Origin of the sequence: Jiella soli (assembly GCF_020615385.1) — a bacterium.
Taxonomy (GTDB): Bacteria; Pseudomonadota; Alphaproteobacteria; order Rhizobiales; family Rhizobiaceae; genus VKMB-3413.
Genome location: NZ_JAJAVB010000016.1, coordinates 14,090 through 38,580 on the forward strand (window position 1 = coordinate 14,090; position 24,491 = coordinate 38,580).

General features: G+C 65.3%; 26 protein-coding genes and 1 riboswitch. Of the genes, 12 read left to right on the top strand and 14 right to left on the bottom strand.

The features are described 5' to 3' along the window. Window positions 1–3 precede the first annotated feature (3 nt). Together LH400_RS09580 and LH400_RS09585 are read right to left on the bottom strand one after the other, a co-directional pair. The gene (locus LH400_RS09580) at window positions 4–1,776 is read right to left on the bottom strand and encodes an ABC transporter substrate-binding protein (protein WP_229152455.1); all 1,773 of its coding nucleotides are present in this window, start codon (window positions 1,774–1,776) and stop codon (window positions 4–6) included. 87 nt (window positions 1,777–1,863) lie between these two features. Beyond that, the gene (locus tag LH400_RS09585) at window positions 1,864–2,148 is read right to left on the bottom strand and encodes a DUF2160 domain-containing protein (protein ID WP_229152456.1); all 285 of its coding nucleotides are present in this window, start codon (window positions 2,146–2,148) and stop codon (window positions 1,864–1,866) included. A gap of 68 nt (window positions 2,149–2,216) precedes the next feature. Between LH400_RS09585 and LH400_RS09590 the strand changes: the two genes are divergently transcribed. Both LH400_RS09590 and LH400_RS09595 read left to right on the top strand, forming a co-directional pair. Continuing rightward, the gene (locus LH400_RS09590; protein ID WP_229152457.1) at window positions 2,217–2,450 is read left to right on the top strand and encodes a type II toxin-antitoxin system RelE family toxin; all 234 of its coding nucleotides are present in this window, start codon (window positions 2,217–2,219) and stop codon (window positions 2,448–2,450) included. Between the two features lie 9 nt (window positions 2,451–2,459). Then, window positions 2,460–2,816, top strand: coding sequence for a helix-turn-helix transcriptional regulator (locus tag LH400_RS09595; RefSeq protein WP_229152458.1), 357 nt, complete (start codon window positions 2,460–2,462; stop codon window positions 2,814–2,816). 293 nt (window positions 2,817–3,109) lie between these two features. On the opposite strand, the gene LH400_RS09600 is transcribed toward LH400_RS09595, so the two are convergent. The 10 genes from LH400_RS09600 to LH400_RS09645 form a co-directional block, all read right to left on the bottom strand. After that, window positions 3,110–4,003, bottom strand: a complete 894-nt coding sequence (locus LH400_RS09600) for a carbohydrate ABC transporter permease (protein ID WP_229152459.1) — start codon at window positions 4,001–4,003, stop codon at window positions 3,110–3,112. After that, window positions 4,000–4,887, bottom strand: a complete 888-nt coding sequence (locus tag LH400_RS09605; RefSeq protein ID WP_229152460.1) for a carbohydrate ABC transporter permease — start codon at window positions 4,885–4,887, stop codon at window positions 4,000–4,002. Before LH400_RS09605 ends, LH400_RS09600 begins: the two co-directional genes overlap by 4 nt. Before the next feature lie 11 nt (window positions 4,888–4,898). Beyond that, the gene (locus LH400_RS09610; RefSeq protein WP_229152461.1) at window positions 4,899–5,975 is read right to left on the bottom strand and encodes an ABC transporter ATP-binding protein; all 1,077 of its coding nucleotides are present in this window, start codon (window positions 5,973–5,975) and stop codon (window positions 4,899–4,901) included. A gap of 11 nt (window positions 5,976–5,986) precedes the next feature. After that, window positions 5,987–7,084: an ABC transporter ATP-binding protein gene (locus tag LH400_RS09615; protein WP_229152462.1), complete on the bottom strand. Its 1,098-nt coding sequence runs from the start codon at window positions 7,082–7,084 to the stop codon at window positions 5,987–5,989. Window positions 7,085–7,102: 18 nt separating this feature from the next. Beyond that, window positions 7,103–8,602 carry a glycerol-3-phosphate dehydrogenase gene (gene glpD / locus LH400_RS09620; RefSeq protein WP_229152463.1) on the bottom strand — a complete coding sequence of 500 codons (1,500 nt, stop codon included), beginning with the start codon at window positions 8,600–8,602 and terminating at the stop codon, window positions 7,103–7,105. Between the two features lie 102 nt (window positions 8,603–8,704). After that, window positions 8,705–9,490: a DeoR/GlpR family DNA-binding transcription regulator gene (locus LH400_RS09625; protein ID WP_229152464.1), complete on the bottom strand. Its 786-nt coding sequence runs from the start codon at window positions 9,488–9,490 to the stop codon at window positions 8,705–8,707. 122 nt (window positions 9,491–9,612) lie between these two features. Further along, window positions 9,613–10,428, bottom strand: coding sequence for a M15 family metallopeptidase (locus LH400_RS09630; RefSeq protein ID WP_229152465.1), 816 nt, complete (start codon window positions 10,426–10,428; stop codon window positions 9,613–9,615). 128 nt (window positions 10,429–10,556) lie between these two features. Next, on the bottom strand, window positions 10,557–11,942 hold the full coding sequence (locus LH400_RS09635; protein ID WP_229152466.1) for a YARHG domain-containing protein: 1,386 nt from the start codon (window positions 11,940–11,942) through the stop codon (window positions 10,557–10,559). A gap of 384 nt (window positions 11,943–12,326) precedes the next feature. Continuing rightward, entirely contained in the window at window positions 12,327–12,809 is a 483-nt protein-coding gene (locus tag LH400_RS09640; RefSeq protein WP_229152467.1) for a Dps family protein, read from the bottom strand. 44 nt (window positions 12,810–12,853) lie between these two features. Further along, complete coding sequence (locus LH400_RS09645; RefSeq protein WP_229152468.1) at window positions 12,854–13,369, bottom strand: hypothetical protein; 516 nt, start codon at window positions 13,367–13,369, stop codon at window positions 12,854–12,856. Window positions 13,370–13,498: 129 nt separating this feature from the next. Between LH400_RS09645 and LH400_RS09650 the strand changes: the two genes are divergently transcribed. Further along, complete coding sequence (locus LH400_RS09650; RefSeq protein WP_229152469.1) at window positions 13,499–13,777, top strand: DUF1289 domain-containing protein; 279 nt, start codon at window positions 13,499–13,501, stop codon at window positions 13,775–13,777. A gap of 109 nt (window positions 13,778–13,886) precedes the next feature. On the opposite strand, the gene LH400_RS09655 is transcribed toward LH400_RS09650, so the two are convergent. Both LH400_RS09655 and LH400_RS09660 read right to left on the bottom strand, forming a co-directional pair. Continuing rightward, window positions 13,887–15,773 (bottom strand): methyl-accepting chemotaxis protein, encoded by a 1,887-nt coding sequence (locus LH400_RS09655; RefSeq protein ID WP_229152470.1) that lies wholly within the window; start codon window positions 15,771–15,773, stop codon window positions 13,887–13,889. A gap of 25 nt (window positions 15,774–15,798) precedes the next feature. Continuing rightward, window positions 15,799–16,389 carry a hypothetical protein gene (locus LH400_RS09660; protein ID WP_370638372.1) on the bottom strand — a complete coding sequence of 197 codons (591 nt, stop codon included), beginning with the start codon at window positions 16,387–16,389 and terminating at the stop codon, window positions 15,799–15,801. Between the two features lie 794 nt (window positions 16,390–17,183). Between LH400_RS09660 and LH400_RS09665 the strand changes: the two genes are divergently transcribed. The 9 genes from LH400_RS09665 to cobW all read left to right on the top strand — a co-directional run bounded on the left by LH400_RS09665 (window position 17,184) and on the right by cobW (window position 24,482). Beyond that, window positions 17,184–18,008, top strand: coding sequence for a ferredoxin--NADP reductase (locus LH400_RS09665; RefSeq protein WP_229152472.1), 825 nt, complete (start codon window positions 17,184–17,186; stop codon window positions 18,006–18,008). A 308-nt stretch (window positions 18,009–18,316) separates the two neighbouring features. After that, window positions 18,317–18,766: a hypothetical protein gene (locus tag LH400_RS09670; protein WP_229152473.1), complete on the top strand. Its 450-nt coding sequence runs from the start codon at window positions 18,317–18,319 to the stop codon at window positions 18,764–18,766. A 31-nt stretch (window positions 18,767–18,797) separates the two neighbouring features. Beyond that, window positions 18,798–19,931, top strand: a complete 1,134-nt coding sequence (locus LH400_RS09675; protein WP_229152474.1) for a CaiB/BaiF CoA transferase family protein — start codon at window positions 18,798–18,800, stop codon at window positions 19,929–19,931. Between the two features lie 174 nt (window positions 19,932–20,105). Then, on the top strand, window positions 20,106–20,873 hold the full coding sequence (gene minC, locus LH400_RS09680) for a septum site-determining protein MinC (RefSeq protein WP_229152475.1): 768 nt from the start codon (window positions 20,106–20,108) through the stop codon (window positions 20,871–20,873). 32 nt (window positions 20,874–20,905) lie between these two features. Beyond that, window positions 20,906–21,721, top strand: coding sequence for a septum site-determining protein MinD (gene minD / locus LH400_RS09685; RefSeq protein ID WP_229152476.1), 816 nt, complete (start codon window positions 20,906–20,908; stop codon window positions 21,719–21,721). Further along, a complete protein-coding gene (gene minE, locus LH400_RS09690) occupies window positions 21,718–21,981 on the top strand; it encodes a cell division topological specificity factor MinE (RefSeq protein ID WP_229152477.1) in 264 nt (87 codons plus the stop codon). Before minD ends, minE begins: the two co-directional genes overlap by 4 nt. 67 nt (window positions 21,982–22,048) lie before the next feature. Continuing rightward, on the top strand, window positions 22,049–22,198 hold the full coding sequence (locus LH400_RS09695) for a hypothetical protein (RefSeq protein WP_229152478.1): 150 nt from the start codon (window positions 22,049–22,051) through the stop codon (window positions 22,196–22,198). Between the two features lie 153 nt (window positions 22,199–22,351). Then, a riboswitch (cobalamin riboswitch) is annotated at window positions 22,352–22,605 on the top strand. A gap of 202 nt (window positions 22,606–22,807) precedes the next feature. After that, on the top strand, window positions 22,808–23,326 hold the full coding sequence (gene cobU / locus LH400_RS09700) for a bifunctional adenosylcobinamide kinase/adenosylcobinamide-phosphate guanylyltransferase (RefSeq protein ID WP_229152479.1): 519 nt from the start codon (window positions 22,808–22,810) through the stop codon (window positions 23,324–23,326). 52 nt (window positions 23,327–23,378) lie between these two features. Beyond that, window positions 23,379–24,482, top strand: a complete 1,104-nt coding sequence (gene cobW, locus LH400_RS09705; RefSeq protein WP_229152480.1) for a cobalamin biosynthesis protein CobW — start codon at window positions 23,379–23,381, stop codon at window positions 24,480–24,482. Window positions 24,483–24,491: the final 9 nt, after the last annotated feature.

The window sequence follows — 24,491 nt, forward strand, 5'->3', positions numbered from 1 at the left end:
CGATCAGTTCGACGACTTCTCGGCCTCTCCGCCGGCGGGCATTGCCGCCTCGGAGTCCTGCCAGCTCTTCACCAGTTCGTCATAGGAGACGGTGATCGGCTTCTCCTTCTCGTTTTCCTTCTTGGGCTGAGGCGCGAGCGTGCCGTTCGCCTTGGCCTGCTCGACCCAGTATTCCATGTCGTGCTCTTCGTTGAGCTTCGGGCCGATGTCGCCCTGGATGCCTGCCCGCTCGAGGCGGTTCATCACCTGCTCCTGGTTGGCGCAGAGCGCGTCCATGGCTTCCTGCGGGGTCTTGGCGCCCGAAGCCGCATCGCCGATCGCTTGCCACCAGAGCTGGGCGAGCTTCGGATAGTCCGGCACGTTGGTGCCGGTCGGGGACCACTGCTTGCGGGCCGGCGAGCGGTAGAACTCGACGAGGCCGCCGAGCTTGGGCGCACGCTCGGTGAAGCTCTTGTCGCGGATCGTCGACTCGCGGGTGAAGGTCAGGCCCTCGTGGCTCTTCTTCACGTCGACGGTCTTCGAGCCGACGAACTGGGCGTAGAGCCAGGCGGCCTTGGCCCTGTCGACGGGGGTCGACTTCATCAGCGTCCAGGAGCCGACATCCTGATAGCCGAGCTTCATGCCGTCGACCCAGTAGACGCCGTGCGGCGACGGCGCCATGCGCCACTTCGGATTGCCTTCCTCGTCGACGACGGGCAGGCCCTCCTTCACCATGTCGGCCGTGAAGGCGGTGTACCAGAAGATCTGCTGGGCGATCTGGCCCTGCGCCGGCACCGGACCGCTCTCGGAGAAGGTCATGCCCTGGGCTTCCTGCGGGGCGTACGCCTTCAGCCAGTCGAGATATTTCTGGATCGAGTAGACCGCCGCAGGCCCGTTGGTGTCGCCGCCGCGGGCAACGCAGGAGCCGGTCGGCTGGCTCTGCTCGTTGACGCGGATGCCCCATTCGTCGACCGGCAGGCCGTTCGGGATGCCCTTGTCGCCATTGCCGGCCATCGACAGCCAGGCGTCAGTGAAGCGCCAGCCCAGCGACGGGTCCTTCTTGCCGTAGTCCATGTGGCCATAGACCTTCTGACCGTCGATCTCCCGGCCGGTGAAGAACTCGGCGATATCCTCATAGGCCGACCAGTTGACTGGAACGCCGAGGTCGTAGCCGTACTTCTCCTTGAAGTCGGCCTTGTTCTTCTCGTCGTTGAACCAGTCGTAGCGGAACCAGTAGAGGTTGGCGAACTGCTGATCCGGCAACTGGTAGAGCTTGCCGTCCGGGGCCGTGGTGAAGGACGTCCCGATATAGTCGGCGACGTCGAGCATCGGATTGGTGACGTCCTTGCCGTCGTTCTCCATGAAGTCGGTGAGGTTGCGGACCTGCTGGTAGCGCCAGTGGGTGCCGATCAGATCGCTATCGTTGACATAGGCGTCGTAGATGTTCTCTCCCGACTGCATCTGCGTCTGGAGCTTCTCGATGACGTCGCCCTCGCCGATCAGGTCGTGGGTGACCTTGATGCCGGTGATGGCGGTGAAGGCCGGGGCGAGGACCTTGGACTCGTATTCATGGGTGGTGATGGTTTCGGACACGACCTTGATGTCCATGCCCTGGAAGGGCTTGGCCGCGTCGATGAACCACTGCATCTCCTTTTCCTGCTCGGCGCGGGGTAGCGTCGAGAGATCCTTGATCTCGGTGTCCAGGAACTTCTTGGCGGCGTCCATGTCGGCGAAGGCCGGTCCGGAGGCGAGCGCGATGGCAATGGTCGCACTGGTCACCCAGAGACTGCGTTTCATAAGATATCCTCCCGTTGAGACAGCCGGTCGATCCATCCCGAGATCCGAGCCGACCGGCGGCGGCCCGAACCCATGTTCCCTTCCGCCTCAGACGATGCGGAAGACGAGAATGAAGAAGAGCGCAGAGACGCCGAGGGCGTACCAGAGCGACAGATCGGTGGCCCAGAGCCAGCCGAGGCAGATGAAGGCCGAGCCGAGCAGCGACACGAACAGTCGGTCGCCCCGCGTCGTCTCGAAGCGCAGGATGCCGACCCGCGGCGAACCGCCGGGCACGGCGTATTCCCACACGCCCATCAGCGCGATCAGCGAAAAGATGACGATGAAGAAGATCGCCGTCGGCCAGGTCCAGGCCATCCAGGATAGGTCGATCATGCGTCTACTCCCATTGCAGATTTATCCGTTTTGGCGTATAGTTTTCGCGAGTTCAGACGGATAAGCGTATGGATGTTCGCTTTACCAAGGCGGCGCGGAAAGGCCTCAAGTCGATGCCGGCGGCGGACCAGAGGGCGATGGTCGAGAAGCTTGTGCGTTACGCCGAAACCGGATTGGGCGACGTCATCAAGCTCGGCCAACCCGGTTACCGACTCCGGCACGGCGACTGGCGTGCAGTCTTCGAGTTGGTCGACGGAATCTATGTCATACGCATCGCCCATCCGCGTGACGTCTATCGGTGAGGACCAAGGATGAATGAAGCGGTGAACCTGAAGGGCGAGAAGCTGATCGTTCTGACAGAAGCGGAATATCAGACGATCGTCGAGGATGCCGGCGACGCGGCACTCGCTGAACAAGCGATCATCGAGAACGAGGGCGCGCCGTCCATGCCCTCCGAACTGGTGCTCGCGTCGCTCAACGGCGAGCTTCACCCGCTCGCCGCCTGGCGCAAGTCGGTCGGCCTGACCCAGGCCGAACTCGCGGCGAAAGCCGGTGTTCGTGCGGCCAGCGTCTCCGACATCGAAAGCCGCAAGATCGACCCGCGTCTTTCGACGCTTCGCGCGCTGGCCAAGGCTCTGAAGCTTGGGATCGAGGACATCGTGGACTGAGGTTGGAGATTGCACTGAGATTGCGACACGCCGTGCCGCCATTCCCTCACCCTTCGACCCTTCGACACGCTCAGGATGAGGTCGCTTAGCTCGCACCTCAGGATGAGGGAATGGGGGAAACGCCGCGGCGTTTGAAAATCCGAGAAGGTGGGGTCCGTTTTGCTGCTCCGCTGGTCGGGACGAGCCCGGGCACAAAGGCGCGACGTATCCCCGCCCCTTCATCCTGAGGTGCGAGCGAAGCGAGCCGCGAAGGGCGAGGGGGCGTCGCGCAAGGTTTGAAGCAACACTCCCCATCACACCCGCCCCAACGCAAAGCCCTTGGCGATGTAGTTGCGCACGAACCAGATCACGATCGCCCCCGGGATGATCGTCAGCGCCCCAGCCGCGGCAAGCACCCCCCAGTCCATGCCGGACGCCGACACGGTACGCGTCATGATCGCCGAGATCGGCTTGGCGTCGGTCACGGTCAGGGTGCGGGCGATCAGGAGCTCGACCCAGGAGAACATGAAGCAGAAGAAGGCGGCGACGCCGATGCCGGACGCGATCAGCGGGGTAAAGATCTTGAAGAAGAACTTGGGAAACGAATAGCCGTCGATATAGGCGGTCTCGTCGATCTCCTTCGGGACCCCCGACATGAAGCCTTCGAGAATCCAGACCGCCAGCGGCACGTTGAACAGGCAGTGGGCGAGCGCCACGGCGATGTGGGTGTCGATCAGCCCGAAGGCCGAATAGAGCTGGAAGAAGGGCAGCGCGAAGACGGCCGGCGGCGCCATGCGGTTGGTCAGAAGCCAGAAGAACAGGTGCTTGTCGCCGAGGAACCGGTAGCGCGAGAAGGCATAGGCCGCCGGCAGCGCCACGGCCACCGAGATCACCATGTTCATGACGACATAGATGATCGAGTTGACGTAACCCATGTACCAGGACGGATCGGTGAAGATCACCCGGTAATTGTGCAGCGTCGGGTTCTCCGGCCAGAGCGTCAGGGTTCCCAGGATCTCCTGATTGGTCTTGAAGCTCATGTTGACGAGCCAGTAGATCGGCAGGAGCAGGAAGACGATGTAGACGATCGGGATCAGCGCCTTCCAGCGGAAGTGCCCGGTCCTTATTCGCGAGCGGGCGGCGATGGCGCTTTCGGAATGGGCGGCGCCCGGCAGGCTTGGATGGGCCGTGGTCGCGTGGTCGCTCATTCTCCGCCTCCCGTCATCGGCTTGTCGTTCCCCGCGTTCGTCATCACCGTGTAGAAGATCCATGACAGGAGCAGAATGATCAGGAAGTAGATCAGGCTCATCGCGGCCGCCTCGCCGATGTTGAACTGGCCGATGGCGAGTTTCACGAGGTCGATCGACAGGAAGGTCGTGGAATTGCCCGGACCGCCGCCGGTGACGACGAAGGGCTCGGTGTAGATCATGAAACTGTCCATGAAGCGCAAGAGGACGGCGATCAGCAGCACCCGGCCCATCTTCGGCAGCTGGATGTAGCGGAAGACGGCCCAGCGCGAAGCGCCGTCGATCTTGGCGGCCTGGTAATAGGCGTCGGGGATCGAGACGAGGCCGGCATAGCACAGGAGCACGACGAGGCTCGTCCAGTGCCAGACGTCCATGACGACCACCGTCACCCAGGCGTCGAAGGTGTTGCGGACGTAGTTGTAGTCGATGCCCAACGCATCGACCGTATAGCCGAGAAGGCCGATGTCGGTGCGCGCGAAAACCTGCCAGATCGTGCCGACGACGTTCCAGGGAATGAGCAGCGGCAGCGCCATCAGGACGAGGCAGACGGGCACCCAGATGCCCTTCTTGGGCATTGCCAGCGCGACGAGAATGCCCAGCGGCACCTCGATGGCGAGGATGATCGCCGAGAACAGGAGGTTGCGGATCAGCGCGTCGTGGAAGCGCTCGGAGGTCAGCACCTCGCGGAACCAGTCGGCGCCGTACCAGAAGAACTGGTTGTTGCCGAAACTGTCCTGGACCGAATAGTTCACCACCGTCATCAGGGGGATCACCGCCGAGAAGGCGACGAGCACCAGCACCGGCAGGACGAAGAACCAGGCCTTGTTGTTCCAGGTCTTTTCCATGGATCGCTTCCTCAGCTCCGCTCGACCAGCCAGGAATCGGCGTAAAGGTTGAGCGCGTCCGGCGCGAAGGCCGCGTCCGCCTCGGCGGGGATCGACGCATCCTCGCTCATGATCGCGCTCAAGGGATTGTCGCCCAGCCGGGCGCGAACGATGCGTTCCGAGCCGATGTCCTCGACCTTCTCGATCGCGATCGGGATGCCCTGGCCGCGCGGCACGAGCGTCACGAATTCCGGCCGGATGCCGAGTTCGGTGGTCTGGCCGGGCCGGCGGCCGGCGACGCCTGCGGGAAGCGGGACGCGCGCGCCCGAGACGATCGCGGCGCCGTCATCCAGGCTGCAGGGCAGGACGTTCATGCCCGGCGAGCCGATGAAATAGCCGACGAAGGTGTGCTTCGGCCGCTCGAACAGCTCCTCCGGCGTGCCGATCTGGACCACCTCGCCGGCATACATGACCACCACCTTGTCGGCGAAGGTCAGCGCCTCGGTCTGGTCGTGGGTGACGTAGACCATGGTCATCTGGAACTCGCGGTGGAGCTTCTTCAGCTCCGAGCGCAGCTGCCACTTCATATGCGGGTCGATGACGGTCAGCGGCTCGTCGAACAGGATCGCCGCGACGTCGGAGCGCACCAGGCCGCGCCCGAGCGAGATCTTCTGCTTCTCGTCCGCGGTCAGCCCGCGCGCCTTGCGGTCTGCCTTCGCCTCGAGCCCGATGCGGCCGAGCATGTCGGCGACGCGGGTCTCTATCTCGGCCTTCGGCACCTTGCGGTTCTTGAGCGGGAAGGCGAGGTTCTCGCGCACCGTCATGGTGTCGTAGATCACCGGAAACTGAAAGACCTGCGCGATGTTGCGGGCTTCCGGCGACATCATGGTCACGTCGCGGTCGTCGAAGCGGACATGGCCTTCGGACGGCGTCAGCAGCCCCGAGATGATGTTGAGGAGCGTGGTCTTCCCACAGCCGGACGGGCCGAGCAACGCATAGGCGCCGCCGTCCTCGAATGCGGTGTCGACCTCACGCAGCGCATAATTGTTCGCCTTCGCGAGCTCCGGCGAATAGGCGTGGCGGATATGGTCGAGACGGATGCGGGCCATTCCGGATCTCCTCAGGCGGCGCGCGCGGCGGGAGCGCCGGCGGCAGATCCGCTCTCGTCGAAGACGAGGACGTGGTGCGGATCGAAGGCGAGGCGCACGCGGTCGCCGGCCTCGACGCGGCGCACGCCATGGACGAGCGCGACGATCCGTTCCTTGCCGAAATCGGCGTGGATGAAGGTCTCCGAGCCCGTCACTTCGGTCAGGGAGACGATCGCCTCGAAACTCGCGGACGCCTCGGCGCCGCCGCGCTCCGCCCCGTGGCCGAGCGTCAGCCGGTGCGGCCGGATGCCGACGCGATAGCGCCCGTCGGGAAGACCGCCGAGTTCGGGCGTGGCCGCAAAGGTGAGCGCCTGCGGCCCGGAGAATCGGTTGCCGGCCTTCTCGACGGCGATGACGTTGAGCGGCGGGTCGGAAAAGGTTCGCGCCGTCATGAGATCGAGCGGCCGGCGATAGACCTCGGTCGTGTCGCCGAACTGCGTCACCCGGCCCCTCGACAGGGTCGCCGTGCGTCCGCCGAGAAGCAGCGCCTCTTGCGGCTCCGTCGTCGCATAGACGAAGATCGCGCCGGTCTCGGCGAAGACCTTCGGAAGCTCCTCGCGCAATTCCTCGCGCAGCTTGTAGTCGAGATTGGCGAGCGGCTCGTCGAGAAGCACGAGATCGGCGTTCTTGACGAGGGCCCTGGCCAGAGCCGTGCGCTGCTGCTGGCCGCCCGAAAGGTTCAGCGGCGTGCGGTCGAGATAGGGCGCCATCTTGAGGAGGTCGGCTGCCTTCCTCACCGCCGCGTCGATCTCGTCCCGCGGCTTACCGGCGATCCGCAGCGGCGAGGCGATGTTCTCGTAGACCGTCAGCGTCGGGTAGTTGATGAACTGCTGGTAGACCATGGCGACGTTGCGCCGGCGCACGGGCACGCCGGTGACATCCTTGCCGTCCATGAACACCGCGCCCGAACTCGGCGCGTCGAGGCCGGCCATGAGCCGCATCAGGCTCGTCTTGCCGGACAGGGTCGGCCCGAGCAGGACGTTGAGGGTCGACCGCTCGAGCCGAAGCGAGACGTCGATGATGTGCTTCTCCGCACCGACAGTGCGGCTAACGTTTCGCAGTTCCAGCATCGTCCTCCCAAACGGTGCCTATTCGGCGGCCGTCCTCCGTTCCGCTGCGACATCGACCAGATGTGCTTCGAGCCGCGCCGTCTCCTCCCGGGAAAAGCGCAGGCCGAGCTTGGTTCGACGCCACAAGATGTCGTTGGCCGTGATGGCCCATTCCTGTTCGACCAGCCAGGCCACTTCGGCCTCGCTCAGACCATGCCCCAGATCTTCGCCCAGCGTTCCCTTCGCCGCAATCTTGCGGACGTCGGTGCCGTAGGCTCGCACGAGGCGGCGCACGGTCCGCACGCCGAGCGCCGGCAGGCGCGTGCGCAGCTCGGCTTCGAGATCGGCCACCGCATCGACGGGAAAGTCGCCGCCCGGAAGCGGTGCCTTGCCGGTCCATTTCTCGCCTTTTTCCCCGATCGCCTCGCCGATGCGCTCCAGCACCTCTTCGGACAGGACGCGATAGGTAGTGATCTTGCCGCCGAAGCAGTTGAGGATGGAGGCCTCGCCCTTGCCGCCCTCGACCTTGAGGACGTAGTCGCGGGTCGCCTCCTGGGCCTTGGAGGCGCCGTCGTCATAGAGCGGGCGCACGCCCGAATAGGTCCAGACGATGTCGTCGCGCAGGACAGGCTGGGCGAAATACTCGCTGGCCGCCGAGAGGAGGTAGTCGATTTCGGATTCGGTGATGGCGGCGCTGCCGGGATCGCCGGAATAATCCTGGTCGGTCGTGCCGACGAGGGTGAAATCGTCCTCGTAGGGAATGGCGAAGATGATCCGTCCGTCCGCGTTCTGGAAGATGTAAGCGCGATCGTGGTCGTAGAGCTTCTTCATGACGACGTGCGAGCCCTGGACGAGGCGGATGTGCCGCGCCTCGTTGCGCCCGAGCGCGTTCTGGATGATCGTGTCGACCCAGGGACCGCCGGTGTTGACCAGGAATTTCGCGCTGGCCTCGACGGTTCTGCCGTCTTCCCGGCAGAGCGTCAGATGCCACAGGCCGCCGGCGCGCCGCGCCTCCGTCAGCCGGGTCCGAACCATGATGTCGGCGCCGCGCGCCTTCGCATCGCGTGCATTGAGCACGACCAGGCGAGCGTCGTCGACGCGGGCGTCCGAATATTCGAAGCCGGTCCTGAACTCGGGCTTCAGCGGGGCGCCGAGCGGCCCCTTGAGATCGACCGAATTCGTCGCCTTCAACTTCTTTCGGCCGCCGATATGGTCGTAGAGGAACAGGCCGGTGCGAAGCAGCCAGGCGGGGCGGAGGCCCTTGTGGTGCGGCAGCACGAAACGTAGCGGCCGGATGATGTGCGGCGCGATCGACCACAGCACCTCGCGCTCCATCAGCGCATGGCGCACGAGGCGGAACTCGTAATGTTCGAGATAGCGCAGGCCGCCATGGATCAGCTTGGTCGACCAGGACGAGGTCCCGGAAGCGAGGTCGTTCATCTCGGCAAGGCCGACGCGGTAGCCTCTGCCGGCCGCGTCGCGCGCTACGCCGCAGCCGTTGATTCCCCCGCCGATGATGAAGACGTCGTAGTCTTGCATGGCCACCTCTTTTCGCATCGCAGCATTAGGGTTGCGATTGCGAATATAAGAAAGCTTACAGCGAAACCAAATCGAAGGTCAAACGAAAATATTACTGTTGCGTCACTCTTCGGTGGCGCTCGCCTCCGCAGATTGCCCCGTCTCGATCAGCCGCATCTCCGTCTCCCGGCAGATGCGGTGGATCGCTGGCGGCGCGGCATCCGTGACGAAGGTGTGGACCTGCGTCAGATGGCCGATCCTGACCGGCGCGCTGCGTTCGAACTTGGAGGAATCGGCGGCCAGGATCACGTGCCGTGCATTGCCGATGATCGCCTGCGCGACCCGCACCTCCCGGTAGTCGAAGTCGAGCAGCGAGCCGTCGCCGTCGATCGCCGAGACGCCGATCACCGCAAAGTCCACCTTGAACTGGCGGATGAAGTCGACAGCCGCCTCGCCGACGATGCCGCCGTCGGAGCGGCGCACGACGCCTCCGGCGATCACCACCTCCATCTCCGGATAGGGGCGCATGGCGGTGGCGACGTTGATGTTGTTGGTGATCACCATCAGCCCGGCGTGGCGCAGGAGGGCGTGCGCCACCGCTTCCGTCGTCGTCCCGATGTTGATGAACAATGAGGCGCGGTCGGGGATCAGGTCGGCGACCGCCCGGCCGATGGCCGCCTTCTCGTCGGCCGCGATCACCCGCCGCGCGTCGTAGCCGACATTTTCGACGCCAGAGGACAGCACCGCGCCGCCATGGACACGGGTCAGAAGCCGCTGGTCGCAGAGATCGTTGAGATCCTTGCGGATGGTCTGGACCGACACCTCGTAGCGCGCGGCGAGGTCGTCGACGGCGACCCGGCCGGACCGCTTGGCGGCTTCGAGGATCTGCAATTGGCGGTCGGACAGCATGGCGCGTTTCTCCCTCGGCGGAGCGCGATCATGCGGAAAGCGAAAGCAAAACGCAACGAACGAAAGTCGAGCGCGGTCGCGATCCTCGATCCGATCGGTTTACCGCCCGATGCAGCCTGCCGTCACTCGGCCGGGCAGCCTCGGTCTGCGGCGAGCCGGCCGATGGCGATCAACTCCGGCCGATATTCGAAATGCATCGTGTCGTAGTGATACCACTTGCCGCCCCAGATGAAGCCATGGCTCTCGAAGACGTCGACGATCTCCTTCGGCATGCGGTTCTTGTAGCTCGGCACATTGCCCGGCTTGCCGCCGCTCCACCGCCAATAGTCGGCGAGCTTGGCATTGAGGTCGATCGCCGCGCCGAAGCTGTGGGCGCTCAGCCGCCTGGTTCCGGCGACGACGCGCCAGTTGAGCGTGCCGGCCGAGGGAACGAGATGCTTCATCAGCTCGGGTCCGGCGCCGGAGAGATCCCTGGCGACGGCGGCGAGCGCCTTGTCGGCGCCGGCGACCGTGGTGAAGGCGAGGGGCTTGCCGAACCAGTCCACTTTCGCAAGATGGGTGCGGACCGCCTTCTCCGAACTCCCATAGGCGGATTTGAAGAAGGCGTCGTTGCGGATCCGGCCGGGGTCCTCGTTGCGGGCGGGCTTGGCGCCGGTATCGCAGGAGCCGACCGGATAGATCTGCGACAGCATGTCCTCGATGTCGGCATTTTCGAGCTTGCCCTCGTGATCCTTGGTCTTGCCGTCGTCGATCGGAATACGCGTCCCGTCGCTCATCACGATCGCATCGATCTCGATCGCCTTGACCCGATCCGGAAATGCGGAAGCGAGCGCCTGCAGCCGATCGAAGAGCGGCACGGCCGCCGCCTTCGCTGTGCCGGACGGGAGCGTGACGCCGAAAGCGGCGAGGGCCGCGAATGCCGCCACAAGCCGCAGCACGGCAGCCTTCCGGGGCCCGCTTCGCGCCGATTGCCGCCCGCGGCCGGCGCCCCGGCTTTCGTCATTGGACTTCCACATGGCGGTCTTCCTCGCGGGCAGGGGCGAATGACGTCGGCTGCGGGCGACCGTCATCGGCAGCCGTTCTGGCGCTCCATCTGCAGGATGCGGTCGATTTCCTGCTTGTCGGCGCCCGAGGGCGTGCCGCCGCTGCAGCTGCCGCCGAAATAGCGCTGGCCCTTGGCGGTCTGGAAGCAGTAGCCGGCGAGGTGGTAGATCAGATTGCGCTTGTACCAGAGCTGGCCGCATGTGGTGCGGGCAAGGTCCGGCGGGATCGGATAGCCCCGGAACGTCGCGGTGTTGTACTGCCCGGGGTCCGAATAGCCCGGAGACTGGAGTCGCGGCTGGGCCGGTTGCTGATAGTCATAGCCCGGCGCTTGCTGCAGGCTCGCCGGAGGTTGCGACGGCGCCTGGAACTGCGGCTGCACCGGGATCTGAGCGGGTGTCTCGGCCTTCGCCTCCTCGATTTCCGCCGCCTGCCGTTTCATCGAGAGAAAGGCCGAGGCCGTGTCGGCCTGCGGACAGGCGCGGTTTTCCAGGAGGAATTTTTCGTAGGCATCGGTCGTGTCGAGGCGCCGCGTGTCGCGATACGCTGTCTCGCATCGTTCCTTCGAGGCGGCCTGGTCGCGCAGCGCCATCACCACGTCGCGGCCGGGGCAGTCGATATTCTCGTCGAGATAGGTGGAGTAGGCGCTCACCGTGCCTTCGGCCCTGGCCCTGGCGAAGTTGCGTTCGCAGCGTTCCCGGTCGGCCCGTTCCGCCTGCTGCGCCTTGAGGACGGTGACCAGCTGGTCGGCTTCGGCGGCCTGCGGGCATTGCGGAAAGAAGTCGCGAAAGGCCTGCAGGCGATTGACGTCGTTGTCCTGCCTGGCCTTGGCGAAGGCCGCGATGCAGGCCGGATCCTCTTTCCGGGTCGGGATCTGCACTGTGAAGGACTGGACGCAGTTGAGGCCGGCGCCCTTGTCCCCCGCGCCGCGCGCCCAGAGCCGGATCTCCGCGTCGACGTTGTTGCCATTGTCGCGGAAGGGCCGCACGAGCACGGTGATGTCGGCGTTCGAGGCCGAGTCGATGAGCGCGCCGATCTCGCGCGAATCGGATTCCCTGATGCCGCTGAAGCTCGAGGCGATCGACTGGAAATTGTCGGCTTTGGTGGTGCGCGAATTGGTGCGCGTCGCGATCAGTTCACTGAGGTCGCTCAGGATCGCGGTGCGCGTCTGGTCGTCGAGCAGCGTGTCGTCGGCGGAGACGCCGAGGATGTGGATGTGTTGCGGTCCGCCATTGGGCACGCATTGCCGGTTGATCTGCAGTCCCTGGAGGTTGATCAGCACCTCCAGCTCCCAGCGCTCGAACTGCTCGGCCCGCGCCGCCGGAATCGCGGTGATCTCGGCCATGGCGAACAAAACGGCCAGCATCGCGTAGAGGCAAGGCCGGACGTTGCGGAAAGGGCGCGGGATCATCACTCTCACATCTCGTCGCTCGAAGGCATCGCTTCGGCCGCCGATAAAACAGCAAGCGCTACTGCTTGTCGATGCCGTTTCGGAAGGCGGGCGGTTCGACGCATGGGAAGCTGGCCCTCCCGTCGTGCGCCTTGCGGGCGGGCCCCGGCAGCATCCGGCGGCGTCAGGGAGGCGGCTGCGGCGGGAGGTGTAAGAGGCGGATCAGGGGCCGGATGACGACGCGCCGGACGGGTTGTGCGGGGGGGCGGGCGGAGCCCGCGTGCCGCCGGACGGGCGACAAGCGGCTCCTGGCCATCCCGGCTGGCGCGGGGTCGGCGCAACGAAACAGGGCCGCCCGGTGGGGCGGCCCTGCAGAAGGCGAATCAATCGGTGGCCGGCTTTGCCTCAGGCCGCCGTGTCCTTCAGATGGGCGCGCAGCATCCAGGCGAACTTGTCGTGCTTCTCGACGCGGGCCGTCGCCATGTCGTTGGTGGCGAAGTCGCCATGCTGGTCGGCGACTTCGGCGAGCGCCGACAGCGTCGAGGACAGGGTTTCCTGATCGCCCAGCATCACCTCGATCATGGTGCGGGCATTGGTCTTGCCGTCATGTTCGGCAACGGCGCTACGCTCGAGGAAGGCAGCGAGGCGGCCGTCGACATGGACGTCGAACGCCTTGATGCGCTCGGCGAGGAAGTCCTGGCCCTCGAAGTGATCCTCATAAATCTCCTGGAACAGCTCGTGCAGCGGCCCGAAGGACATGCCGGTCACGTTCCAGTGGAAGTTCTGCGCCTTCATCGTGGTGACCGTGGTCTCGGCGAGCGCCTGGGTCAGCCCATTGACGATCTCTTCCTTGGCGGTCGGTTCGATCTTGGCGGCTACCAGTCCCATGCGGTGTCCTTTCCTGCTGCGGGGCCTCTTTAGAATGGTTCTAACTAATCCAATCCGTCCGCGCGATCAACCACCCGTGATGCAAATGGGGACTCCTGAAGCGTGCGCGCGAGCGAGGCCGACAGAAACCGCAGCCAGCGCCGCGCTTTCGGCTCGACCCGCCAGGCGATCAGCGCCCCGGCGGCACGTTCTTCGCCGGCTCGCCAGGCCGCGACGAGCCGCATGAGCCAGATCTCGTCGTCCGAGAGGTCGCGGGCGCCGGGCCGGTAGAAGCTCATGCCCCGCGACGCCGTGTCGGAGAGGGCGCGAAAAAAAGCGATCCCGAACCGTTCGAGGGAGACGTTCGCCTCGCTGGCGAGAAGGAGACAGGCGCGTTCGACGTCCGGCCGCGGAGCGAGCCGGCTTTTCAGCGCCAGCCAGCGCAGCCGGTTTAATTCGTCGCGTTCCGCCTCGACCAGGGTCGGTACTGTCGCGGCGGCAGTCGGACACCGCCCCGCAGGAAAAGGCAGGACGCTATGAGCGGAGGGCGTGACGGCGAGGGATGTGGCGGCGTTGAGCATCAGGTCTCTGCAAAAGAGCAATCTGGAAGAGTTCTAAACTTGACACCGATTGTCACCATTATCTAGCAGAGCTCGAACCGGAAGGAAACTCCCGCCGCTGAATTGTGAGGAGTTCATGGAGGAAAGCGCATGGCCAAGCGTTGGGCCGATGCCCCGTCGCCCTGCATCGACATCTGCAAATATGGAAAGGGCGGCCGCTGCGTCGGCTGTTCGATGACCAAGGCCGACAAGAAGAGCTTCAAGCGGCTGGAGACGAAGCCGGAGAAAAAGGCGTTTTTTCGGGAGCTGATCGGGCGGCTGGACGAGAGCGGCCGGCTCGGCCGCTGGGCGCATGTCTATCGGCGCAAATGCACGAAGAAGGATGTGCCGTGCCCGCTGGACCGGCTGGAGGTGCCGGCCGAGGCATGATCGGGGCATCGGGAGTCAGGCGGCATCGCTCGCGAAAAGACGGTCGAGGCCTGGGGCCTCGCCCGTCGATCGGTGAAGAGTGTGGCCGGGCGGGATCAGCCGACCGGGATCAGAACTCTTCCCAGCTCTGATCCGAAGGCTGCTGCTTCAGCGCCGTGTTGCCGACGACAGCCGGCTGGCGCCGGGGCGCCCGCCTCGAAGCGGCAGGGGGAGCCGAAACGTCTTTCCGACGTCCGCCGTCGCCATTGCCGAGCTTGAAGCGGTCGACGAGCCTGCCGAGTTCGCTCGCCTCCTCGGCCAGGCGCGTCGAGGCGGCGGTGGTTTCCTCGACCATGGCGGCGTTCTGCTGGGTGACCTGGTCCATCTGCGAGGCGGCGATGTTGACCTCGCCGAGACCGGTCGCCTGCTCCTGGGCCGAGGACGAGATCTCCTCGACGATGGCATTGATCTCGCTGACCTGCTCGGCGATCTGGCGCAGCGATTCCCCGGCCTTGGCGACGAGGTCGACGCCCTGATCGACTTGGCTCGTCGAGGCGGAGATCAGCTCCTTGATCTGCTTGGCCGCCTCGGCCGAGCGCTGGGCGAGCCCGCGCACCTCCTGGGCGACCACGGCGAAGCCCTTGCCGGCCTCGCCGGCGCGGGCGGCTTCCACGCCGGCGTTGAGGGCGAGGAGGTTGGTCTGGAAGGCGATCTCGTCGATCACCCCGATGATCTGCGAGATCTGGCGCGAGGAGGCCTCGATCCCGCTCATGGCCTCGACCGCGCTGCCGACGACCGCGCCGGATTCCTCGGCCTTGGCCTTGGCTTTCGCAACGGCGTCGCGGGCATGGCCGGCACCTTCGGCGGTCCTGCGGACGGTGGCGGTGATCTCGTTGAGAGCCGCGACCGTCTCTTCCAGGCTCGCAGCCTGTTGCTCGGTGCGGCGGGCGAGGTCGTCCGCGGCCTGGTTGATCTCCGCGGTCCCGCCGCGGATCGAACCGGTCGTGCCGCTGATCGTGGTCATCGTGCTGGCGAGTTCGCTCATCGCCGCGTTGAAGTCGACCTTCAGCTTGTCGTAGCCGGCCGGAAACTCGGCTTCGATCCGGTAGCCGAGATCGCCGCCAGCAAGCTTCGACAGTCCGGCACCAATCGCGTCGACCACCATTTCCTGTTCGCGCGCGCTCGCCTGCTGGCGCTCACCATTGCGTTGGCGCTCGGTATCGGAGAGCTTGCGCTGCTCCTCCACTTCCGCCTCGGCGCTATCCTTGGCGATCGCCGCTTCCTTGAAGGCCAGGACGGCATTGGCCATGCGCCCGATCTCGTCGCTGCGCCCGGCATGGGGAACGGCAACCGCCTTGTCGCCGTCGGCAAGGGCGGTCATCACGGAGGTGATCGCCTGGATCGGCCCGGTGATGCTGCGCCTCAGGAAGAGCGAGACGATGCCGACCACGGCGGCCGCGACGGCAAGGCCGATCAGCACGCCGATCAGCATCTTCTGCCGGACCAGCGCGCTCTGGGTCGACCGATCCCACGCCGTGGCGAGGCTTCCGATCGGTGCGTCCGCCGGCCCGATCGGCGCGACGATGATCAGATGGTTGCCGACCTCGCCCGTATAGATCGACCCCTTGGCAAGGGTTGAAGCCGCGGCCGCGACGGCCGGCTTCAGGTCGGCGGCATTGGCAAGTGCCGGATCGGTGAATTGCGTGAGCACCTCCCCCTTCTTGTCGAGGACCAGGACGTCGGAGAGCGTGTTGCCGGGCGTCACTGCGAACTGTGCGTAGACCTTCTCCACGATGTCGGCCTTGCCCCATTTGACTCCACCGGCCATCTGATCGGACATGAGGTCGACGATCGTAGCGGTGCTCTGCTGGAGCTGGCGATCCATGTTGGCGCTGAATGTCTGCAACTGGATTGCCACGAGCACGGCCATACCCAGGAGAACCGGCACGGCCGTGACGAGTGCCGCCTTGATCCCGATGGAACCAAAGCGGCCGGAGGAGTTCTTTGACTGAGCCATGGCCGGTTCTCTCCAGGGATTACGCTTAGAGGCCGAGGGCTTCGAGATTGACGCCCGCGGTCACGGCACCGATCGGCTTGCCGGTCTCGGGGTCGTTGATCGTGAAGCTCGCCTGCGACTGCAGTTCCTGAGTGGATTCGTCCTGCTCGACCTCGTCGACGAAGACGGCATCCGGCCCGGCGCCGAACGACTTCTGCCACTTGGCTTCGTCGCCCTGCCAATAGTCCGAGGTCGGGTCGCTCTGGCCGACATTGAGGCCCTTGGCGTCCATGACGAAAAGCTCGGTGATGGCGCCCTGCTGGTCCGCCTTGACCTTTTTCAAATAGGCCGACAGGTCGGAATTGAGCTTTTCGTCGACCAGCTTGCCGCCACCCGAACCGATCTCGGCGCGCCATTCCTTGTCGAGCGAGTCGATCTCGGCCTGGGAGAGACCGCTCGTCTTCTCGTTCTGGGCCTTGATCGCCGCGACGACGACGGGATCCTGCAGCGCGGCCTTGAGGTTGCCGGAGACGAATTCCGTGACGGCGGGGACATGGTCTTCCGCGGCGGTGGCCGGCAATGCGACTGCCGACGCGATGACTGCGGCGGCCACGGCGGCGATCAGGTGCGACTTCATCATCTTCCTTCCCTTTGGGCCCAGCTGCTTGGAATTTGCGACAAGCGCCGGCGTTCAGGCGTTTCCTCGGCTCTTTTGCGCCGCGCCCCGTTTCGGATCATGGACTGCCGCAGCCGCCACGCGTCAGCTGGCAGTACGACATCACCGAAACAGAGTTCTGGCCCGGCGAAAGTCATGCTAGGTGCGAGGTGTGAAGAAAAAATTGTCCTCTACGGAATCTTGCTATAAAATTGGTAAGGTTTGCATATTTTCCGCGCCGCCTTGGATTTAGTTGTGAATAACATTTGGAATCTATCTTTGCTTGATCGCGGCTGAACTTGATTGGTCGGAGGATTTTCCGACGGATGATTTCCAAAAGCGCGGTCTGCTGTCGCCAGCCACGGCGAGATCCAGTGAGGATGCACGGCAGATCGCGGGCGTGCCGGATTGCCGGGGCGGAACCGGCGATGCGCCTCCCCTGCCGATCGCGTGGAGGGCAGGAAAATATGTCGCGCCGCGCCGAGGATTTGGAATTGCCAACGCTGCAGAGCCGGTCGAGGGGTTCTATCTTCCGGCCGAACCATCATATAGGCGACGCGCCTGCGGGTGACCGCAGACGCTCGCATCTCCCCATAGGACGGCCATCGGTCCGCTCCGACATTACCCGTCTCACGGTCGAAAAGACTCGTGGCCAATGTCGGTGTCGCACGGATCCACGGGACCGGTATTCCACCGCGGAGGGGCGTGCGAAGGCGCCGCGACGCTCCGGTGCCGGCGTCCTTCGGGAACGAGACGTATTTGGAAAGGAAGGCCTGATGAGCTCTGTCGCAGCGGAAACGGATGAGAAGGCGGGGACCGCGTTCCCCATCCCGGCCGGTGTCTTCGCCGAGACGGTGACGTCGGTGAACCACTATACGGATCGGCTGTTCGCCTTCCGCATGACCCGGCCGCAGAGCTTTCGCTTCCGCTCCGGGGAATTCGTGATGATCGGCCTGCCCAATGCCGAAAAGCCGGTCTACCGCGCCTATTCGATTGCCAGCCCGTCCTGGGACGAGGAGCTGGAGTTCTTCTCGATCAAGGTGCCGGGCGGCCCGCTCACCGAGTATCTCCAGAAGATCAAGCCGGGCGACACCGTCTTGATGCGCAAGAAGCCGACGGGAACGCTAGTCCTCGACGCGCTGAAGCCGGGCAAGCGGCTGTTCCTGTTCTCGACTGGCACCGGCATCGCGCCCTTCGCCTCGGTCATCCGCGATCCGGAGACCTATGAGAAGTTCGACCAGGTCGTGCTCACCCAGACCTGTCGGCTGCAGGCCGAGCTGGAATATGGCCGGCAACTCGTCGACAACACGAAGTCGGACGAGCTGATGAGCGAATTCGTCGGCGACAAGCTGTTGTTCCACGCCAGCGCCACCAGAGAAGGCGAGACCCGCGGCCACCGCGTGACGACGCTCATCGATAACGGGAAGCTGTTCGAGGATCTCGGCATCGCGCCGCTCGATCCTGAGACCGACCGGGCGATGATCTGCGGCTCGATGGCGATGCTGCGCGAGATCGAGGGGCTGCTCCAGGCGCGAGGCTTCGAGGAAGGCGCCAACAACAAGCCGGGCACCTATGTGGTCGAGCGCGCCTTCGTGGACTGAGGGCGGAGAAATTGGATTCTTGAACGAGCCAAGCTGGCTGGATAAGTTGGATATCCAGCAGCTACACGAAGTGGATCGGCTGATGACGAAGATTGGAGAGTCTTGGAACCCCCGAAGTTCGGCGGCCGACAAGTTCGTCACGGTCGACAAGCGAAATCACTCGGGCAGCGTCTCAAGGCGAGATGGGAAAACCGGGCAGTTTGTTGAACGAGAAGTTTTAGGGCCCGACGGGCGCGTGCGAACCCGTATTTCACGGGAGGTCATGCGGGAAGCTCTAGTCAGTTCCTCGCCGGAAAAGAAGCGCTGAAGTGCCTGACGGCAACCACTCGACTGCTTTTGAGCAGCTAATCGAAGTCGACAATATCGACGACGATGTGGTGGGTCACCTTGCTTACGCGTATTATAAGAGAGACAAGCGGGAGCTTGCGCTGAAAGGCGATCTCGACGAACAGGCATTGTCTCGCCACCACCTGACGTTAACTCCGCGGCTGATCCAGCAATACCGAGATAGCGCACTCCTTCGGCTTGAGAGCTATGCAGGAGCTGTGCTTGACCGATCTCGCCCGCAGATACAGGAAGAAACGCGGGTCGATGCTATCTACAGTGTCGAGGAGCGTCTGAGTCAACGGATCCGGTCCGCCACTGCATGGTGGCAGTCTATCGTCTGGAACGTTGTCGCTTGGCTCATTACGCTCGCTGTCACTTTCTTGGTGCTCGCATCGACTGGTGCAGTGTCGATCAAAATCGGCGGAACTTGACACGTCGCCCGCTCCGCGCCACCGAACGGTGATGACGATCGCTCCCCATGCCGGCCTGAAGGTCCTCGAACTCGCCCGAATCCTCGCCGGCCCCTGGATCGGCCAGACGCTCGCCGATCTCGGCGCCGACGTCATCAAGGTGGAAAGCCCCGAGGGCGACGATACGAGGGGCTGGGGCCCGCCCTTCGTCGAGCGCGCCGGGACGCGCACCGCCGCGTATTTCCACGCCTGCAACAGGGGCAAGCGCTCGGTCGTCGCCGATTTTGCGACGGAAGAAGGCCGGCAGACGGTGCTGGCGCTCGCCCGCGAGGCGGACGTCCTGATCGAGAACTTCAAGGTCGGCGGCCTGAAGAAGTTCGGCCTCGACTATGCGAGCCTTGCCGCCATCAACCCGCGCCTCGTCTACTGCTCGGTCACCGGTTTCGGCCAGGACGGCCCCTATGCCGGCCGCGCCGGCTACGACTTCATGATCCAGGGAATGGGCGGGATCATGAGCCTGACCGGCGACCCCGCTGGCGAGCCGCAGAAGATCGGCGTCGCCTTCGCCGACATCTTCACCGGGCTCTACGGCACGATCGCGATCCAGGCGGCGCTGACGGAGCGCGAGCGCACCGGCCGCGGCCGCCATGTCGACATGGCGCTCTACGACTGCATGGCGGGCGTCCTCGCCAACCAGGCGCTCAACTATTTCGCCACCGGTGTCGCGCCGGCACGGCTCGGCAACGCCCATCCCAACATCGTGCCTTATCAGGTCTTCCCGGCGGCGGACGGTCACCTGATCGTTGCCTGCGGCAACGACCGGCAGTACGCGCGCCTGATCGAGGTGCTGGGCCTGCCGGGGCTCGCCGGCGACACGCGCTTTGCGACCAATGAGGGCCGGGTTGCCGCGCGCGCCATCCTGGTGCCGCTTATCGAAGCTGCGACCGCGCGCTTTGTGCGCGACGACCTTCTCGCACGCCTGGAAGCGGTCGGCGTTCCGGCCGGTCCGATCAACGATGTCGCCGAGGTCTTTGCGGATCCGCAGATCGTCCATCGCGGCATGCGGATCGAACGCGACGGCGTGTCCGGCGTCAGAACGCCGATCGTCCTGTCGGGCGAGCCGCTTGAAGCCGACCGGCCGGCGCCCGCGCTCGGCGAACACCAGGGCGCGCGCTTCGGATCGTAGATCGGGCGGCGACCACTCGGCCCGGCAGTCCGTTCCGACGGGCCGACTTCGGCTGCCATATCTTCGTCATGAGAGCGTCATCGGCGGTGTCCGGCGTCAGCCTTGCGCAGGCTCCGAACGTTAACCATCGCTTAACAAGATCTTCGTCAGACCCGTCAACTGCACCCACAGGCCATGACCAAAGCGCTCACCGACACCCGCCCCATTCGCTTGAAAGGCCGGTCGTTCCTCGCGATCGTCCTGTCCCCGGAACTGCCCTTCGACAACTGGCTGGCGCGTCTAGACGACCTGGCCGCCCGCTCCACGGGCTTCTTTCTGGGCCGACCGATCGTGCTCGATGTCGAGGGTCTCGACATCACCCAGACCCAGCTGAAGGATCTGCTGGGCGAACTCGGCGAGCGCAGCGTCAGGATCATGGGCATCGAAGGCGCGCGCCCGTCGATCCTCGGCTTCGGCATGCCGCCGGCGATGAAGGGTGGACGCCCGGCAGCCGATTTCGAGCCGCCGGCAGAGGAGACGCCGCAGCAGACGGCCGAGAGCGGCAGCGCCAATGCCGCGAAGAAGCCGGCCGCGAGCGCGGCTCCGGCCGAACCGCAGCAGGCCGCCCGCGGCACGGCCTCGATCATCATCGAGGCACCGGTGCGTTCCGGCCAGTCGGTCATCTTTCCGGAAGGCGACGTGACGGTTCTGGGTTCGGTGGCCTCCGGCGCCGAGATCGTCGCGGGCGGATCGATCCACATCTACGGCACCCTGCGCGGACGCGCGCTGGCCGGATCGGTCGGCAACGCCAAGGCGCGGATTTTCTGTTCCAAGCTCGAGGCAGAGCTCCTGGCGATCGACGGGCTCTACAAGATGCCCGACGACCTTGACCCGAAATTCAAGGGGCAGGCGGTCCAGGTCTGGCTCGAAGGCGACACTATCAAGGCTGAAAAGCTGGTCTGAGGCGAATGCCCGGCAGCATGCAGGAGAACGACATGGCAAAAGTGATCGTGGTGACCTCTGGCAAGGGAGGCGTCGGCAAGACCACCTCGACGGCCGCCCTGGGTGCCGCCCTGGCCAAGCGCGGCGAGAAGACGGTGGTCATCGACTTCGACGTCGGCCTGCGCAATCTCGACCTGGTCATGGGCGCCGAGCGCCGCGTCGTTTACGATCTCATCAACGTCGTCCAGGGCGACGCCAAGCTCAGCCAGGCGCTGATCCGCGACAAGCGCCTGGAGACGCTGTATCTCCTGCCCGCCTCGCAGACCCGCGACAAGGACAACCTTACCGCCGAAGGCGTCGAGGCGGTGATGAACGAGCTCAGGAAGAGCTTCGACTGGATCATCTGCGATTCGCCCGCCGGCATCGAGCGTGGCGCGACGCTGGCCATGCGGCACGCCGATATGGCCGTGGTCGTCACCAATCCGGAGGTGTCCTCAGTTCGCGACTCCGACCGCATCATCGGCCTGCTTGATTCCAAGACCGCCAAGGCCGAGCGGGGCGAGCGGATCGAGAAGCATCTTCTCCTCACCCGCTATGATCCGCACCGCGCCGAGCGCGGCGACATGCTCAAGGTCGACGACGTCCTCGAGATCCTGTCGATCCCGCTGCTCGGCATCATCCCGGAATCGATGGACGTCCTGCGCGCCTCCAACCTCGGCACGCCGGTGACGCTCTGCGAGGGTCAGAGCGCCCCATCGGTCGCCTATCAGGACGCCGCGCGCCGTCTCGCCGGCGAGCAGGTCCCGATGACGATCCCGGGCGAGCGCCGCAGCATCCTCGGCAAGTTCTTCGGTCGGAGGGCCGCATGAGCCTGTTCAATCTCTTCAACCGCCAGAACTCGGCGCCGATGGCGCGCGAGCGTCTGCAGCTCCTGCTCGCGCACGAGCGGGCGACGGTCGGGCACTCCGATCTCGTCGGCCTCCTGCGCGAGGAGATCATCACGGCGATCGCCCGGCATGTTCAGATCGACCGCGACAAGGTCAACGTCAAGATGGATCGCGGCGAGCAGGTCTCGACCCTCGAGGTCGATATCGAGATCCCCGTGAACGCGAGCGTGCGGGCGGCCTGAGCCGCCTGCCGATGAAAGCCGGATCGCCGCTCGCGGCGCCGGCGAGGAACCGAAAGGAGAGCCCAAAATGAGCCGAGCGATGCTCTTGGAACGGCTTCAGGAACTGCAGAAACTGCCGAAGTTCCAGAAGCGCGACATCAAGACGATCAGCGCGATCCTCTCCACCGACGCCCTGGCGAAGCATGTCCAGGCCTGCGAGGAGGCTGCGGCCCGCTGACCCGATGGCGCAGATGTGAAATGCACGGCCCGGTGGCGAGACGCTGCCGGGCCGTTTCCTTTTCGGCCCGTGCGCGGCGCCGCCCGGACGATTGGCCTTGCGAACACAGGCGCGATCGCTAGTGTCGGCCAAAGCCGGATGCCGCGAAAGCGGCGAAGCCGGCCGAAGGACGGTTCCCCTTCCGCCGAGGCGGCGGGGGCGAAGAGGGAATGCGAAGGGCTGACCCAAGCCGGGGGCCTTGATCGCAGCCGACCCCGCGACTGTAGAGCGGCGAGATCCTCGTTGCCGGCGTATCTGGTTCTAAGGACCGCGTCGCCGGAAAAGCCACTGGAGCGAGATCTCCGGGAAGGCGAGACGAGGATCGACGACCCGCGAGCCAGGAGACCTGCCGACCTTTGCGAAACCAGGCTGCTCGCTTCCCGGGCGGCCGTCACGGAGGTTGACATGAGTGCAACGAGATCTTCTGCGTCCTGTGGGCGCATGCGGGCGGCACCCTTCGAAAGAAGGCGGCGTCGCAACACCGTTCATCGACACATCGCGCACTGATCGACGGTGCGACCCTGTTCCGCAATCGCGGAACGGCGTCGAAATCCAGTCAGAGCGTTGCCAATGCTTCCCCCCGTCACCCTCGTCCTCGGCGGCGCCAGGTCCGGCAAGAGCGCGTTCGCCGAGCGCCTCGCGACGGACAGCGGCCTTCGACCAATCTACGTGGCGACCGGCCGCGCCTTCGACGGCGAGATGGCGGCACGCATCGCCGATCACCGCAGCCGCCGTGGGCCTGCCTGGCAGACGGTCGAGGCGCCGCTCGATCTTGCCGGCACGCTTGCCCGCGAACGGCGCGCGGGCCACGTGGTGCTGGTCGATTGCCTGACGCTCTGGCTGACCAATCTCATGCTGGAGGAGCGGGATGTGGCGGGTGAATGCGATACGCTTTGCGCCGCGCTCTCCGCTCCCGCGCCGGGGCCGGTGATCCTCGTCTCCAACGAGGTCGGCCTCGGCATCGTGCCCGACAACCGGATGGCGCGCGAGTTCCGCGATCATGCGGGCCGACTGCACCAACAGATCGCCGGCGTGGCGACGGACGTCTTCTTCGTCGCCGCCGGCCTTCCCTTGAAGATGAAGGGCTGAGCCGCGGCCCTGCCGCCGGATCCGCCCGCCACGCCAAAAAATGGAGGTTTTCATGCCCGCCGAAAAGATTCCTGCCACCGTCATCACCGGCTTTCTCGGTGCCGGCAAGACCACGCTGATCCGCAACCTGTTGCAGAATGCCGGCGGCCGCAAGATCGCTCTCATCATCAACGAGTTCGGCGATCTCGGCGTCGACGGCGACATCCTGAAGGGCTGCGGCATCGAGACCTGTTCGGAAGACGACGTCGTCGAGCTGAACAATGGCTGCATCTGCTGTACCGTCGCCGACGACTTCATCCCGACCATGACCAAGCTCCTGGAGCGCGAGCGGCGGCCCGACCATATCGTCATCGAGACCTCAGGCCTCGCTCTGCCGCAGCCGCTGGTCGCCGCCTTCAACTGGCCGGACGTGAAGACCCGCGTGACGGTCGACGGCGTCGTCACGGTGATCGATGCCGCCGCCGTCGCGGCCGGCCGCTTCGCCGACGACGAGGAGAAGGTCGCGGCGCAGCGGGCGGCCGACGAGAGCCTCGACCACGACAATCCGCTGGAGGAACTCTTCGAGGACCAGATCCGCGCCGCCGACCTGATCGTCCTCAACAAGGCCGATCTCGTCGACATCGACGCGCTGGAAAAGGTGCGGCGCGAGATCGCCGCGGCGACTGACCGGCAGGTGAAGACGGTGGCATCGGAAAACGGCAAGCTGCCGGCCGATGTCCTGCTCGGCATCGCCGCCGGGACCGAGGACCTCATCGCCTCCCGCAAGTCGCATCACGAGATCGCGCATGAGGGCGGCGCCGAACACGACCATGACGAGTTCGAGAGCTTCGTCGTCTCGGCCGGCGCTCTCGCCGACGTCAAGACCTTCACGGCGGGCCTGTCGGAGCTGATCGGCGCGCATGACATCCTCCGGCTGAAGGGCTTCGCCGACGTGCCGGGCAAGCCGATGCGGCTCGTCGTCCAGGCGGTCGGGCAGCGGATCGAGACCTATTTCGACCGCCCATGGCGGCCGGACGAAACGCGCGAGACGCGGCTCGTGGTGATCGGTCTCCACGATGGACTGGACGATGCCACCTGCGAGGCGATCGGCGCACGCATCCGTGCTCTGGCAGCGGGCGGTGCGACCTCGGCCATGCCCGCGACCGCAGCCGAATAAGGGGCCGGC